This is a genomic window from Shewanella piezotolerans WP3 (assembly GCF_000014885.1).
Classification (GTDB): Bacteria; Pseudomonadota; Gammaproteobacteria; order Enterobacterales; family Shewanellaceae; genus Shewanella; species Shewanella piezotolerans.
The window spans coordinates 1283856-1299913 of sequence record NC_011566.1 but is presented as its reverse complement, the minus strand read 5'-3'; the positions used below and the strand labels follow the sequence as shown (position 1 = coordinate 1299913).

General features: G+C 41.6%; 10 protein-coding genes and 3 pseudogenes. 8 read left to right on the top strand and 5 right to left on the bottom strand.

Going from position 1 to position 16058, the window contains the following annotated elements; all coding sequences use genetic code 11:
• Positions 1 to 373: 373 nt before the first annotated feature.
• Positions 374 to 832, bottom strand: a complete 459-nt coding sequence (locus SWP_RS05690; protein WP_020911454.1) for a YaiI/YqxD family protein — start codon at positions 830 to 832, stop codon at positions 374 to 376.
• A gap of 214 nt (positions 833 to 1046) precedes the next feature.
• Between SWP_RS05690 and SWP_RS05685 the strand changes: the two genes are divergently transcribed.
• From SWP_RS05685 to SWP_RS05660, 5 genes and pseudogenes are all read left to right on the top strand, one after another.
• Positions 1047 to 1718 (top strand): DUF2461 domain-containing protein, encoded by a 672-nt coding sequence (locus SWP_RS05685; RefSeq protein ID WP_020911453.1) that lies wholly within the window; start codon positions 1047 to 1049, stop codon positions 1716 to 1718.
• Positions 1719 to 1823: 105 nt separating this feature from the next.
• Positions 1824 to 2066 (top strand): annotated as a pseudogene (locus SWP_RS05680) (hypothetical protein); the annotation flags it as partial.
• A 126-nt stretch (positions 2067 to 2192) separates the two neighbouring features.
• On the top strand, positions 2193 to 2885 hold the full coding sequence (locus SWP_RS05675; protein WP_228371118.1) for an SPFH domain-containing protein: 693 nt from the start codon (positions 2193 to 2195) through the stop codon (positions 2883 to 2885).
• 161 nt (positions 2886 to 3046) lie between these two features.
• Positions 3047 to 4399 (top strand): RsmB/NOP family class I SAM-dependent RNA methyltransferase, encoded by a 1353-nt coding sequence (locus SWP_RS05670; RefSeq protein ID WP_020911449.1) that lies wholly within the window; start codon positions 3047 to 3049, stop codon positions 4397 to 4399.
• 1160 nt (positions 4400 to 5559) lie between these two features.
• Complete coding sequence (locus tag SWP_RS05660) at positions 5560 to 5745, top strand: hypothetical protein (RefSeq protein ID WP_020911447.1); 186 nt, start codon at positions 5560 to 5562, stop codon at positions 5743 to 5745.
• A gap of 43 nt (positions 5746 to 5788) precedes the next feature.
• Here SWP_RS05660 and SWP_RS05655 read toward each other — a convergent pair whose 3' ends face one another.
• Positions 5789 to 7459 carry a 7TM diverse intracellular signaling domain-containing protein gene (locus SWP_RS05655; protein ID WP_044555701.1) on the bottom strand — a complete coding sequence of 557 codons (1671 nt, stop codon included), beginning with the start codon at positions 7457 to 7459 and terminating at the stop codon, positions 5789 to 5791.
• Positions 7460 to 7743: 284 nt separating this feature from the next.
• A complete protein-coding gene (locus SWP_RS05650) occupies positions 7744 to 8283 on the bottom strand; it encodes a YfaZ family outer membrane protein (RefSeq protein ID WP_044555700.1) in 540 nt (179 codons plus the stop codon).
• A 431-nt stretch (positions 8284 to 8714) separates the two neighbouring features.
• On the opposite strand from SWP_RS05650, the pseudogene SWP_RS05645 reads away from it, so the two are divergent.
• Both SWP_RS05645 and SWP_RS05640 read left to right on the top strand, forming a co-directional pair.
• A pseudogene (locus tag SWP_RS05645) lies at positions 8715 to 9785 on the top strand (DUF4382 domain-containing protein).
• A 200-nt stretch (positions 9786 to 9985) separates the two neighbouring features.
• Positions 9986 to 10468 carry a glutathione peroxidase gene (locus SWP_RS05640; protein ID WP_020911442.1) on the top strand — a complete coding sequence of 161 codons (483 nt, stop codon included), beginning with the start codon at positions 9986 to 9988 and terminating at the stop codon, positions 10466 to 10468.
• Positions 10469 to 12145: 1677 nt separating this feature from the next.
• Here SWP_RS05640 and SWP_RS05635 read toward each other — a convergent pair.
• Positions 12146 to 13936, bottom strand: a complete 1791-nt coding sequence (locus tag SWP_RS05635) for a M1 family metallopeptidase (RefSeq protein WP_020911440.1) — start codon at positions 13934 to 13936, stop codon at positions 12146 to 12148.
• A 137-nt stretch (positions 13937 to 14073) separates the two neighbouring features.
• On the opposite strand from SWP_RS05635, the pseudogene SWP_RS05630 reads away from it, so the two are divergent.
• A pseudogene (locus tag SWP_RS05630) lies at positions 14074 to 14959 on the top strand (collagenase).
• Between the two features lie 58 nt (positions 14960 to 15017).
• Here the strand turns inward: SWP_RS05630 and SWP_RS05625 are convergent.
• The gene (locus tag SWP_RS05625) at positions 15018 to 15989 is read right to left on the bottom strand and encodes a PstS family phosphate ABC transporter substrate-binding protein (RefSeq protein ID WP_020911438.1); all 972 of its coding nucleotides are present in this window, start codon (positions 15987 to 15989) and stop codon (positions 15018 to 15020) included.
• Between the last annotated feature and the right edge of the window lie 69 nt (positions 15990 to 16058).

The following is a 16058-nucleotide window of genomic DNA, read 5'->3' as shown; positions in this document are numbered from 1 at the left end:
AATGTTGTAACAAAAGCGACTGGCTGTTGATTATGAAATTAACAGCCAAATTTGATGGAATAATACCAATTGCATTAAGTATTTGACCATTTCAGAGCCCCTCAGCCTTTTCAATTCAAAGCGCATTGGTAAAGAAATGGTTATTCCCTTTTAAGCCAATGCAAAGCAGAAGTGGAAAGACTGAAGGGCTCACGTAGTGCGGGTTTCAAAACGCTGTATGCTTCGCTATGGGATTTGGATATAGAATAACTATTAGCTCAAATCCCACTACTTGCCTACAACGTTTTGAATTCCCGCTGAATGGTCAAACTTTTAATGCAATTGGTATAAGGCGGTCACGCTGCAGAAATGAGATTGGAACAAAAAATCAACGCTATTTTTTTTGCTGCTTAAATTTAGTGATAAGGCGATCTAATTGATTAGCAAAGGCTTGTCTTTCACTTTGACTCATCGCAGCAGGCCCTCCTGTTTGCACACCGCTCGCGCGCATGGTATCCATAAAATCACGCATATTTAAAATCGACTTAATATTTTGCTCAGTGTAAAGCTCACCTCGCGGGTTTAGCGCTAATCCGCCCTTCTCGATCACTTCAGCCGCCAGCGGTATATCTGCTGTAATGACCAAATCTCCAGCTGTGAGTCGCTTAACAATCTCATCATCAGCGACATCGAAACCTGATGAAACAGTCACCATTTTTATAAACCGTGAAGGCGGGATCCTCACGCTATGATTGGCGATCAATATAGTTTCAATCTCTGCTCTGTCAGCTGCTCGAAATAGTGTTTCTTTAGTTACACCTGGACAGGCATCAGCATCAACCCAAACTTTCATAACATTCCTTTATATATCTAGCCACAACGGACAAAAGTACAGTATCAATAAGGGAAAACCCGGATCTCTAGGCTGCACCAAATACTGAGTATTATAGCGCTAAACGACCCACTACCAATAGTGTCTTTCTCAATCAAGTGAGCCAATAGTGCATGTCATCATGTCACTATTTTGCTATGTTAATCAGTAATTAAATCACTTTGAGAACTGAATCATGTTTTCACCAGCAAGTTTTGATTTCCTAAATGAACTGTCAGTTAACAATGATCGTGAATGGTTTAAAGCAAACCAAACACGGTATGAACAGCAAGTACGCACGCCAGCATTGCAGTTTATTAAAGCGATGCAGCCATCGGTATTAGCGCTTTCGCCTAGGTTGACCGCTGTGCCTAAAAAGGTTGGCGGCAGTATGATGCGCCCCCAACGCGACAGCCGCTTCAGCAAGGACAAAACACCTTATAAAACTAATGTCGGCATTCAATTTCGTCATTTTCAAGGCAAGGATGTGCATGCCCCAGGTCTTTATTTACATATAGCCAACGACGGCTGCTTTCTTGGTGCCGGGATTTGGCATCCAGAATCAAAGGCATTAAACGCGATACGCAGCTGTATTGACGAAAATCCCAATGGCTATAAAAAGGCCTTGAAAGCTCTAACTCAGGCTGGGTTTAATATGGAAGGCAGTCAGCTTATAAGGCCGCCAAAAGGCTACGACAAAAGCCATCCAATGTTAGAAGAGCTTAAGCGCAAGGATTTTATTGCTATCAAAGCTATCTCAATCGAGCAAGTCTGCGCCGCAGACTTTGGCGACTTTTGTTCCACTGAATTTGAGCATTGTCAGCAGCTAATGCGTTACCTTTGTTTTGCACTGGATTTAGATTACTAACCGCCAAAGCCAGTATGAAAATGGGCTAACGAAAATTTAAACACAATAATGGACTTAACCATGTTTAAAGAAAAAAACAGTCGACGTAAAACAGCTTTAAAATGGATCTTTCCGCCGCTTTTAGCCATCGCCTTTTTAAGCGGCTGCTCCAACCCAAACACACCTGCTGGAGAGGAGGGATACGTTTATGAGAAACCAAGAGTGTTCGGTGAAGGTGGATACAGAGGATCGCTGACTGGCCCATCGAATTACGGCGTTTCCTTATGGCGTAATCAGGTGATTAATATTGATATGCGCCCAAATACTTACACTGAAAACTTCAAAATCCTAGCCAATGATGATTTGAATATCATACCAATTGCATTAAGTATTTGACCAATTCAGAGCCCCTCAGTCTTTTCAATTCAAAGCGCTTTGGTAAAGAAATGGTCATTCCCTTTTAAGACAATGCAAAGCAGAAGTGGAAAGACTGAGGTGCTCACGAAGTGCGGGTTTCAAAACGTTGTATGCTTCATTATAGGATTTGGATATAGAATAACTATTAGCTCAAATCCCACTATTTGCCTACAGCGTTTTGAATTCCCGCTGAATGGTCAAACTTTTAATGCAATTGGTATTAGCTTTGATTTTCATGCGGTAATCGGGATCCGTGCAAATACAGTAAAAGATGTAGTCGAAGACTTTGGCGCTGAAAACTGGTACCCAAGGTTCGTTCGAGAAACCTTTAGAACTTACGTTCGTGACGAGGTCCAAAAGTACGATAGTCGAGCCTTAAAAGAGAATCGCTCACGCATTGCAGATTCCGTTGCAAATAAACTAACCGCTTACCTTGAGCCAACCCCTTTTGAGATAACCAACATCGTAGTCGGTAACATCAACTATCCAGCGATTGTCGCAACTGCAGTAGAAAAGAAGCTGGCAGCGCAACAATTACTGTCAGAAAAAGCGACACAGAAAGAGATCGCTCAAAAGGATGCTGAGATTAGAATTGAAGAGGCCAAAGGCATTGCTGAGGCGCAGAAAATTATCAATACCACTTTGACAGCTAACTATCTACAGCATGAGGCTATTAACGCTCAAAGGCATATGGCTGACTCACCTAACCATACCACCGTATACATTCCTGTCGGGACCAATGGTATTCCGCTCATTAAGCAAAGCAACTAGTGGAATAACAAAGTTAATGACACTAAGTGTTGATCTTGTATATTTAAATCGATAAACAAATAGGCGCCCTATGTTGATAGAGGCGCTTAAGCTTAGACTCTGCTACAATTGCGCCACTTTTTCTTTGAGCCCTTTGAGGCTTCTGCGTCAGGCACATCTACATGGTCGAATCATCCACATCTTCAGCGAATGTATTTCAAGCACAGAGTAGTGCTCAGAAACGCGCATTGAGTTATAGCAATACAATTCATCAGCTATTTAATAGTGTTTTTGAGCAAGAAATGCCTGCTGATCGGATTGTTGGCGAATACTTTCGAGCTAATAAAAAACATGGTTCTAAAGATCGACGTGTAATTAGAGAGAGCTTATTTGCGCTATTTCGCTGGTGGGGTTGGCTTAAAAAAGTGCATACCAGTACCGAGCAAGATGAAAGTTGGTTTGCCGCGCTTGCCATGGTTGCTGAGTTAGAGCAACACAACTGGGATCAATTCAGTGAAGCTTGGCGAGAGTTTGCTAACCAATCTAACCAGTACAGTATTGTTAGTAGCACAAAAACCATGCCGACAGTGGTGGATAAATGCCAATATGTGCAACAATCATTTACTGACATTGAATTTAACCCGCGGGATCTGCTGCCAATATGGTTTTGGGACATTACCGATATTAATGCTATCGATGAACTAGCACTGATTGAAGCGATGAGCTCACGCCCTCCAATTTGGGGACGCGCACAGAAATGCACCGCTCAGCAACTGTGTGCACAACTACAAAGCGAGAGCATCGACGCTTCAACCAGTGAGTTTTTTAGTGATACGGTGAATCTCGGGCATAAAAGTATTAATCTTAATGGAATAAAAGCTTATCTAAATGGGCAGCTTGAGATCCAAGATCTAGGCTCGCAAGTGATTGGACAGATCTGTGCACCGCTGTCAGATGATAATTGGTGGGACACCTGTAGTGGTGCAGGCGGTAAATCGCTACAGCTACGTTCACTCATGCTTACTCAAGACGATAAAGGCTTAGGCTCTATAACGGCTTCAGATATTCGAAGAAAGCCATTAGCAGAGCTAGCAAAGCGAGCAAAGCGTGCGGGCTTTAAAGGCATATCAACCTCACCTTGGAAAGATGAATCTCTACCAGTTGCAGCTGAAAGCTTTGATGGTGTACTTGTTGATGCGCCTTGCAGTTGCACTGGAACTTGGCGACGCAACCCTGATATGCGCTGGCTTGATGATGTATCCGTGGTTAACGATAAACAAGCATTACAGCTCGACATTCTCAGCCGTAGCGCAAAAGCTGTCAAACTCGATGGTCAATTGGTGTATGCCACTTGCTCGCTCTCACCAGTCGAAAACGAACAGGTCGTTAAGCAGTTTCTTTGCCTGCACCCGCACTTTACGCTCCAGCAGCTGAGTCATCCCTTTACCGGACGAGCTGCAACAATGCTAACTGTTTGGCCACAAGATGCTGATACAGACGGTATGTTTGTTGCCAAAATGCGCCGAGTAAGCTAACGCATGGCTCAATAATAGCAATCAGCATAGGAAGTTGATCTACTCAGAGTGTTTTTTGCGAACTAATTCAAGGCGGATAAGTGACATAATGGTTATTCCCTTATGAATTTATTCGTTGCCGAAGTAGGCAGCCAAAACCACTCCTTACGGGCGACTTTTAGCGGTTCTGATACTGGGTTAACGAGTGAATAACGATGCCCTTCACTCATTAACTTTCCTCAAAATCGTTAAGCTCTCGCAGAGCGATCTAATCTTTATACTGATTGGTATAAGTCACACTAATACCAATTGCATTAAAAGTTTGACCATTCAGCGGGAATTCAAAACGCTGTAGGAAAGTAGCGGAATTTGAGCTAATAGTCATTCTCGGCTCTGGCATCCTGCTTCGCTCTCGATAATTGCTCCTGCATTATTCTACCTTCGACCATCCTTGGTCTCGTACCTCCTAAATCTGACCGCCAAGGAGGGCCGGAATGTCTTATACCAATTGCATTAAAAGTTTGACCATTCAGCGGGAATTCAAAACGCTGTAGGCAAGTAGTGGGATTTGAGCTAATAGTTATTCTCGGCTCTGGCATCCTGCTTCGCTCTACCTCCTAAATCCATTTAGTCGTATATCCAAATCCCATAGCGAATCATACAGCGTTTTGAAACCCGCACTACGTGAGTTCCTCAGTCTTTCCACTTCTGCTTTGCATTGGCTTAAAAGGGAACAACCATTTCTTTACCAATGCGCTTTGAATTGAAAAGACTGAGGGGCTCTGAACTGGTCAAATACTTAATGCAATTGGTATTATTTTGTATGGAACAAAATAGACCATTTAGTCGTATATCCAAATCCCATAGCGAAGCATACAGCGTTTGCCAATTTGTTTAACCTCAGCCGCACTACGTGAGCCCCTCAGTCTTTCCACTTCTGCTTTGCATTGGCTTAAAAGGGAATAACCATTTCTTTACCGGTGCGCTTTGAATTGAAAAGACTGAGGGGTTCTGAACTGGCCAAATACTTAATGCAATTGGTATAACAAAGCCGTGCAAAAAGCACGGCTTTTTATATCCCCATCCAATAGCGCTACGTTTTGTCATTGCAGTGTCATATTCACTTTTTAATATCTAGGCTAATTAGTGCATAAATAATAGTAAACATTAGGGTTAAGTCGATGAGAAACACCTATGAGTTTGACCAGCAAGCGGAGTGGCACAATGACTTCGATGATAGCTTTAACGATGACAGTAAAAGCAAACGCTTAAAGCAGCGTAAAAAAGAGCAACGTAGTAATAATAAACGATCGCCAATAGAAGCCTTTTCTGAAGAGCACTTCATTAGCGAAAGTAGGCGCCGTTAACAACCCCATTTTGAGGCTGAACCTAGTCAGCCTCAAGTTGATCTTACATATCCATATCAAGGGTGCTGCTTAGGCGCTTCGCATATAACTGGCGCCGCTTGATACTCTTGTTGGCATACAGGTTCTGATCTGCATTACGTAACCATTCATGATTATTAACCACTTCGGTATTCAAGCAGCGGCCAACATGTAAGCTCGCATCATTAAAGCCTTCAGCATTAAAGTGCGATTCCATCCTGGCTGTGGCCTGCTCAACCTCAGCAAAATCCTCTTTATCAATGAACAACACAAAATCATTCACACCAACCCTATAAATATACTCTTGGCGGCGGCTTTTAATCTGACTTTCCAACTGTTTAGCCACAAAGCAGATCAACTTATCGCCCTCGCCCAGCCCTAATCTTTTATTCACCAATGACAAGCCTTCAATGGTGATAAGGACTAAATAACACTCAGTATTAGCTGATGGACCTATTGATTGTTCCTGTCTCATAAACTCATCGAAGGCAAATCGATTTGCTGTTTTTGTAAGTTCATCAATACGAGCCTCTTTCCAAGCGATGTCTAGCGTTTCAATATAGCGCTCTTTTTCATCAGACAACATGCGGATTTTGTGAGCCAATGCCAGTGATAACAGCAACGCGTCAGCCGTGCCACCAATAAGAGTCGCTAACTCAGCATTATCAAAAAAGTCTGGGGTGATCCCCATATTCCCGGGCAAAATAAGTACCGCGGGCAGCAATAAACAGGTAAACGCGAATATGAAATATCGAGCAGGGTAAAAGCCTTTTAACAGACAAACATTGCCACAGGTTATCGCCAAAGCGATCCATAACATGATCAGTATCGAAGCAATAATAGCCGTGTATGAGATTAAATAAATACTCGTTGGTAAGGCAATGATACAGGCCCACATTAAGTATTTGCTCAACTTCCATAGCCTTGGGGAGTGCTCTGGCAATTGCAAAAAGTGTTTATAAAAAAGAATGTTAAAAATCGGCAAACCAATAAAAAATAGATGGTGTAACTGCAAAGCGTGCAAATCAAAAAGATGAGCCGGGATATGAAAGGTTAATGCCCAACCAGTGAAATAAGTTAAAACATAAAAACCGTAATATAAAAATGCTTTATCTCTAATTGATGCATAGATAAGTAAGTTATAAAAAGCGATTGAAGCTAATGCCCCTAAACAGAGTACGATGAACATCGCACTTAAATCAGACTTGAGTCGATGCTGTTGGTAAGGCTCGAGTTGCAGTTTAGGTTGTGATGAATAGTAGCGGCTACTAACTCGAGTCACCAGCCAATAATTAGTCTCCCTTTTTAATTCAACATTACGTGCATAATCAAATAGAAACTCATAAGGAGCATAATACCCGCTGTGAAAATATTGCTTGGAGCCATCTTCACCAATAATCCAATAGTCCACAGACTCAATAATGGCATTTTTGACATTGACGCTCCACTTCCCTTCGTTACCGACAATAACAAAGGCACTGGCCATCCAGTAATCACCGCCTGCCAATGAGACCTTACTCTGCAACGAGTGCGACTTAATCCAAGGCATTATCGCCATAAAATCTTGTGGGTTGCTACCTCCTTCTACCGCTTCAAATAGGTATTTTTGATCGAAAACGGCACTAGCATGCGCACTTTCATTGCCGCCCATAATGGACAGCATAAGCAAAATGAATGTTATTATTTTTATGTGCATGGAAGAACAATCCGTTTTTAAAGGCCGCACTATATTGAAACTAGCGTGACAAAAGTCACGTATATGACAATAATTTGACTTAAGTTTACATGAAACGAACATTTATCAAAATGTAAAAAGCACTTTGTTGTTGAAGCCAACGATTAAATATTGAAGATGTTTAGCTGTGGGAGGAGAGGCTGATCTTAGCAGTGGGTCATTTAGGTAAAACAGAATTAAACTCAAACAGGAATATAACAACCAATAGCCATCACCGGGCTATTGGCTGCATAACTTAGACTATACTAGAAAGTCGCTCTGCCACCTAAATAGAAGCCTGAGTCAAATGTAGTATTGGCTGCATCATCATATTGGAAACGAATATTTCTATAACCGACAAAAAGCGCTAATGAAGGATTTAGTTGGTATTGAACCTTGCCATCAACCTGCCAAGAACCATCAACATCACCAAACGACAATACTGAAGGCGAGTAGTAACCTGAGCCGTGCACAGAAACGTTTGAACCTAAGTGCAAAGCGTAGCGCCCGCCTATGCCGACTACATTACCATTTTGACTATTCTTAGACCAAAGCTGAGAAAACTTCGCCCCAATCTCAATATGATGCGCTCCAGCATCATGAGCTATATGCATAGCACCAGATAGCATCTGACCGCCATTATCAGAGTAGATATACTCTACAGATGCATTAACATCTTTATTTAAATCGACCTGTATATCAGTTAGCAAGGTGTCATCATTAAGCCCCAAGGTAAAATCGGTTGCTTGAGCTGAAACACTCGCCAAACTCATTGCTGCTGCACTTACTAAAAGTCTTATTTTCATTGTTAACCTGACACACGTTTTAATTTTGTCAGGAGCATACACAAAACTAATCTCAATTTTTATCTAAACCACTGAACCGAGTTCGCATTTTAATAAAGCTCAACCTAAAACCCATCAATAGACAACATATTCAACATTAACAAAACACTAGTCTCAATTGGAATTCAAACATGATCTCTCCACTTAAATAATTAAAGCGTTGATTTAAATTAGGAACAATCTGCTGCACTCCATTTTGTTAAATTTGCCATAACTGTTCAGCAGATCTTTATCTCAAACTCCCCTATAGTACCGCTGGGGTATTGGTCGACAAAGCCAGTGTTCATCAAGGATTACGGCTTTGGTTTCCCCCTATTTGGCATAAGCAAAAGTACTTATAACTACTATAATGATTATCCTGAGTGATATGATTTGGAGCAATGATGAAAAATATAAAACTCACATCTTTGAGTATCGCGATAGCAACCAGCATCGTGTTATCTGGCTGTGGTTCTGATTCAGATTCCAGTCCAGAACAAGAGTTCGGCAAATTCTCCCTTGGGGTGTCAGATAATCCTGCTGATGCAAATATTGTTAATGTCGCCTTTAAGCAAGTGGTATTAAAAAACAGTGAAGGCTCTGTCTCATTCGACGTTTCAGTTGGAGAGGACGGGCTACAACACGTGGACCTACTAAGCGTGCAAGGGCAAAATGTCGAAACACTTGTCAGTGGCTAATCTGTTGCTGTCGGCGAATACCAAATGTGTATCTATATGCAAAACAACGAAATATCAGATACAGATAGCTCTTATGTACTTTCTGGCGCCTCTAAAGATGATAGCGGAGAATATGTTGGTGGCGTTGTTGAAGGGTTAGTGACAAACAGTAATGGTTCTTGTGGTGGCGAAGGCGCTGATGAAGACAATACTGGACGTTTATTTTTCAACAAGGCATTTACTATCGCCGCTGGTAATAACGCTTTCGTCGCTGAATTTAACCTATCTAAAGGCCTTCAAGCTCCTCACGGGAATAAGGAGTACTGGACGCTAAAGCCAACTTCAGTGCAATTGGTCAATAACGCTGAGGTGGGTGCAATCGCAGGACAAATAAGTCCTGAAACCATGGCAACTTGCGAAACCAATGCCGGTGGCTCAGAGTTTTCTCCAGCTGTTTATCTCTATCCAAGCGATACGGTACTTGATGACATGGCAGATTTTAGAAGCGGTGCAAATGTACTCACTCAGGTTGCTCCTATTACTTCAGCTAGAGTAAACCCAATTGAAGACGCAGAAGGCAATAACTTAGGTTATGGCTATGAATTTGGTTTTGTGGTTGCTGACACATATAGCCTAGGTTACACCTGTCTAGCGCAAAATGACGACCCGGAGATAGCTAATATTCGTGAGCCAGAAGATGACACGCTTCCTTTCTTTATAGACTCTGCTGAGCAAGATGTTACGGTCATTATTGATGAAACAACCACCCGTCATTTTCCGGAATCATTTGTACCGAGCGACTCATAGAGCAAGCAAGACTTTGTAGCCCAGTTACATTGGTTGCTTAACAAAGAGGTACTCACTCATAAGTGAGTACCTCTTTTAATTTAGTTTAATTTACCTAAAGAAATTATCAATCTGCGGCAATCTGCATCAATGTAAGTTGCGCGCAACAATATTGCCCACAAACCCTTTTGCTAGTATGATTTATCAAAAAGGAGCGCACTATGCCATCATCAATTTACGATTTTTCAGTTGCAAATATTCAAGGTCAATCTACCCCTTTAAAAGACTACCAAGGAAAAGTAATCCTTATTGTCAATACAGCGAGTGAGTGTGGCTTTACTCCGCAATATAAAGAGCTTGAAGCTCTCTATAAAAAATACCAATCTCGAGGCTTTGTCGTACTTGGGTTTCCTTGCAACCAGTTTGGTGCTCAAGAAAAAGGCGATAGTGCAGCCATCAGCTCATTTTGCGAACTCAACTTTGGGGTTACTTTTCCACTTTTTGAAAAAATAGAGGTAAACGGCGCAGCAACAACGCCGCTTTACCAATATTTAAAAACAGAAGCAAAAGGTTTGCTAGGCTCAGAAAGGATTAAGTGGAACTTCACCAAGTTTCTAGTTAACAAGCAGGGAAAAGTAGAGAAACGCTTTGCGCCGACAACGAAACCTATGGCTATAGAGAAAAATATCTTAGAATTATTGTAATTTTTATAGATGTAAAACAATAAATTAGAAATTCAATTAAAAAAAACACAATTAATTAGTCTATTTTTTGAACTTTAACTAATTTTGCCTCTCTAACTTTTTGAGCATTGAATATTTACTTCATGTTCATCATTCTCCCTGGGACTTCTAGCGCGGTCCCCTTGATCTCTAAGTAGGTCAGTCAGGCAACCCATTGGGTTGCCCTTTTTTTTCCCTCAATGACCCTCATAAAGCTGAAGCAAGTAGAAAAAATACTCTTTCAGGGAACTAAAACAAATTACAGCACTCTGACTATATGAACCGATTCTGGTTAAGTGAATTTCATCAATTGGCTTAACACTTTTACTCTTTGCTCATCACTGAGAGTTGATAGTTTCATTGTTCATCATCATTCCCTTGGGCACTCCTGTTGAGGTTTGCCATTGGAGTTAACCGTTACGCTAGCGCACTAACCGTGTTAACTCTTGAAAACTTATGTTTATGGCAACCTATTTCGGTTGCCATTTTTTTACCTGCCATTCATCAAAATACGGCTTGGAACGCACTTTACGCTAATAGTTAAACTCAAAACCCTAACTCGCAGCTAAACGACTTTAAGTGAGCTAAAAATCAAACCAAATGAAATAAAAACGAAAAAGTGAAGAATAATTGGAACTAAAACTAAACTTGGCACTCTGATTATATGAACCGATTCTGGTTAAGTGAATTTCATCAATTGGCTTAACGATTTTGCTCTTTGCTCATCACTGAGAGTTGATAGTTTCATTGTTCATCATCATTCCCTTGGGCACTCCTGTTGAGGTTTGCCATTGGAGTTAACCGTTACGCTAGCGCACTAACTGTGTTAACTCTTGAAAACTTATGTTTATGGCAACCTATTTAGGTTGCCATTTTTTTTACCTGCCATTCATCAAAATACGGCTTGGAACGCACTTTACGCTAATAGTTAAACTCAAAACCCTAACTCGCAGCTAAACGACTTTAAGCGAGCTAAAATCAAACCAAATGAAATAAAAACGAAAAAGTGAAGAATAATTGGAACTAAAACTAAACTTGGCACTCTGACTATATGAACCGATTCTGGTTAAGTGAATTTCATCAATTGGCTTAACACTTTTACTCTTTGCTCATCACTGAGAGTTGATAGTTTCATTGTTCATCATCATTCCCTTGGGCACTCCTGTTGAGGTTTGCCATTGGAGTTAACCGTTACGCTAGCGCACTAACCGTGTTAACTCTTGAAAACTTATGTTTATGGCAACCTATTTAGGTTGCCATTTTTTTTGGCTACGAATCACCGATAAATAGCCTAAAACAAAACTAGTTTTAATAGCGAAAACTCAATACGTTAGCACGTAGTTAACTATCAAGATGTTTGTGGTAGAAATTCTAAATAAAATAAAAACTAAAAAAATGGGGAATAAATGGAACTAAAGCTAAATTTGGCACTCTGATTATATGAACCGATTCTGGTTAAGTGAATTTCATCAATTGGCTTAACACTTTTACTCTTTGCTCATCACTGAGAGTTGATAGTTTCATTGTTCATCATCATTCCCTTAGGCACTCCTGTTGAGGTTTGCTAATAGAGTTAACCGTTACGCTAGCGCACTAACCGTTAATTCTTGAAAACTTATGTTTATGGCAACCTATTTAGGTTGCCATTTTTTTTACCTGTTAAAGTACAGCGCTAAGTTGAGCATCTAACATCACCACTATCGATGGGTGGTAACCTTCTCGTGCCAAGGCATAGATTTTTTTAATCTCACTATTAAAACCAGCTTTAAGTAGTTCAGCATAAAGCGGCCTAACAAACTTACCTCGTCCAATTTTCACTAAATAATCAGACACAGCAGGCAAGACTGCTGCATAGTTATTACGAATTGCCACCCGATACCAATCACAGGCTATTTCAGCATTACTTGACTGAGTTAATGCAAATGCTCCATCAAGCGACTCAAGCTGATCATGAGTCAATACTTCTGGCAAATTGGACAAGAAGTACTGCCAATGATGCACTAACCAGCCTGTGGTATTCAGGTCGGCAGCAGCCTTTCCGGCTTCAAGCGCTAACAGGGCTTCAGTGACCTTGTCCAAGCTATTTGAAGTTGGCGCGTTAAACCACTGGGGCATGCCTTCACCATAGATCCACCCCATAAGCTCAGCTTCGCCAATCAACTCACTATGCTCAACAAGCAATGTCTTTTTAGCATACTCAACAAAAGTCTCTGTTGTTATTGCTTCAAAAGCAAAAGCTTGTACATACTCATAGAGGAACTTATCAAAAGCAACTCGCCCTAAACGCTTTTCAAGATCATGAACAAACATCGACGCCTTGTCATAAGTAAAACGATTAAAGGCCTCATTAGGATCTTGAGTTTGCATGTTTGCAGGCAAAGTCTGCGCCGCGAGATCCGTCGATTCAATCGCGTCTTTTAAACGACCATATTCCAGTACCACCTCAAGCTCAGCTAACTCTTTACCGAACACCTTTTCGACAATACGATTGGTAAAATAGGTAGTAAATCCTTCGTTTAGCCATAGATCGCGCCAAGTCGCATTACTGACAAGGTTACCGGTCCAAGAATGCGCTAATTCATGGGCAACAGTCGAAACTAAGCTTTTATCACCTGCTATTAGCGTTGGCGTCATAAAGGCTAATCTTGGGTTTTCCATTCCGCCAAACGGGAAGCTCGGTGGCAATACAATCATGTCATAACGCCCCCAAGGGTATGGCCCCAGCAACGACTCTGCGACCTCAACCATGCTTTCAGTATCCTCAAACTCCGCAACGGCGGAGTCAACCACTTCAGGCTCAGCGTATACACCAGTCCGCGCCCCTAAGCGTCCAAATGCGAGGTCGCCAACAGCAATAGCAAGTAGGTGAGTCGGCATTGCTTTTTCCATGGTGAAGCTAAAGCGGCCATCAAGCGCTGCAGTGGCATCATTCATGGCGCTCATCACCGCTCGCATCCCTTTAGGTGCATTAATCACTGCATCAAAAGTAACTCTCGCTTTTGGGGTATCTTGCAGCGGGATCCAGCTACGCGCATTAATAGGTTGAGATTGGCTGAACAAAAATGGCAGCTTCTTGCCACTGGTTTGTGCCGGTGTTAACCATTGCAAGCCTTGCGCTTCAGGCGAAGTTGCATAGTGTATTTTTACGCTGCTAACGGTAGAGTCTAACTTGATACATAAGCGCTGACCTAAGATTTCATCTTCTTTATCAATCGCATACTCTAAGGCTTGTTCTGCAGCTGTCGTCACGTTAAAAATCGTGATATCACGGAGATCTAACAGTAACTCACGAGTATTATCATCTAAATAGGTAAGGTTAAGCTCTACCAATCCAGTCAATTGTTTTGATTCAAAATCAACATCTAGCATCAATGATAAATGTTTAACACACACTTGCTCTGTATTGGCGAATGAATGGTAGTCACGGCTGTTATCCCATTGCTCTAACACGGCATATCCTTTTTAGTGATTGAATCTATTTGAGTATTCTAACCAAAATCTAATTCTGGAGTGAAATTGACTTGATTAACTTTAAATGGAACACTTGAGGATATTGTATGCAAATATAAAAATTAGAGAAACCCTCCATGAAAAATAAATACAGTGCTCTATCATTGCTTATTAGCCCTCTTTTGCTTGTGTCGCAATATACTGCTGCGCAAACAGTGCAACCATTAGAAAAGGTTCTCAGCCAGACTCATGCCTGCAGCGATACGATTATTATCCGCTCTCAAGCGTTGACACCACAACAGATTGAATCAGCTTGTCAGTTACTGCAAAAGCAGGAAGCTAAATTCCACAAACTATTCGGAACTTTGAATAAACCTGTAGCCCATGACAACAATCACAGTATGCGGGCAAACGTCTATCACTCGCGTGAAGATTATAAAGCGAATGTGACAGCGCACTTTAACGTGCCCAGCGACAATGGCGGCATGTATCTAGAAGGGCTTCCATGGGAAAAAGATAACCAAGCCGAATTTGTTGCCTACGAGAAAAAGGGCCAAGTGTGGAACCTAGCTCACGAGTATGTCCATTATCTTGATGGTCGCTTTAATCTTTATGGTGATTTTTGTGCGTCACTGCATGACTCACATAGCGCACCCGAATACTGTCCTAAGCCAGCCCCCTTGTACCCTCATACCGTTTGGTGGAGCGAAGGTGTTGCAGAATATATCTCTCTTGCTGACAATAATCCAAATGCGCTAAAGGTTATAGGCGATAATAACCTGCAATTGAGCGAGTTGTTCAATACCAGCTATGAGCAAAATGGTGGCGGTGATAGAGTCTACCGCTGGGGCTATTTAGCCGTCCGCTTTATGCTTGAACAACATAAAGATAAAATCGATGAGATGCTTGTCTTTACTCGAAAAGGAGATTTCCCAAGGGTACCAGGCATTAGTGAGCCAATGGGGAACCTCAATGGATGCAGAGTTTCAAACTTGGTTAACTGAGCTTGCCAAAACAAACTAATCGTAAAGCAGAATCAAAAAAGGCCTCAATCGAGGCCTTTTTATAAATGAGTTAGCGTTTAAAGGCGGATACCGGCTTTAGCTAAGTCTTTTGCAATAACACTGCGAGGAAGTGCTACATAACCGTCTTTCTCTACGATTTGCTGTCCTTGCTGAGACAGTACGTAGCGGATGAACTCACGATCCATTGGCGCAAGATCTTTGTTCGGATGCTTGTTCACATAAACATACAGGTAACGTGAAAGTGGGTACTTACCACTTGCTGCGTTTTCTGCTGATGCCGCGATGTAATTAGTGCCTTTCTTAGATACTGCAACTGCTTTAACGCCCGCAGTTTTATAACCGATGCCAGAGTAACCAATCGCATTTAGTGATTGAGATACAGACTGAACCACTGAAGCAGAACCTGGCTGCTCATTAACATTGGCTTTGAAATCACCTTTACAAAGTGCTTTCTTTTTGAAGTAACCGTAAGTACCCGATACAGAGTTACGTCCATATAGCTGCACATCACGGCCATTCCAGCTACCCGTTAGGCCAACATCGCCCCAACGTTTAATATTTTCGCCGCCACACTTATTTGTAGATGAGAAGATACCGTCGATCTGCTCCATGCTCATGCCTTTGATAGGGTTATCTTTGTGCACGAATACGGCGAGTGCATCAATCGCAACACGGATAGCCGTTGGCTGGTAACCATAATGTTTCTCAAAAGCTTCAACTTCATTTGGTTTCATCTTGCGGCTCATAGGGCCAAACTGTGAAGTACCTTCGGTCAATGCTGGTGGCGCTGTAGATGAACCAGCGGCTTGAATTTGAATATTTACGTTAGGGTATAGTTGTTTAAAATCTTCAGCCCAAAGTGTCATCATGTTAGCCAAAGTATCTGAACCAACAGAAGATAAGTTACCAGACACACCACTTGTTTTTTCATAAGTTGGTAAAGACTGATCGATTGCCGCCATTGATGCTGCAGAAAATACAGTTGCTGCAGTTAAGCTTACTGCGCCAACAAGTTGTTTCAATTTCATTCTTTGCTCCAGTGTTTAAATATCTTGGTTTCTTAAAACGCTGTCAGTATTAACTTCTATGATGACAAG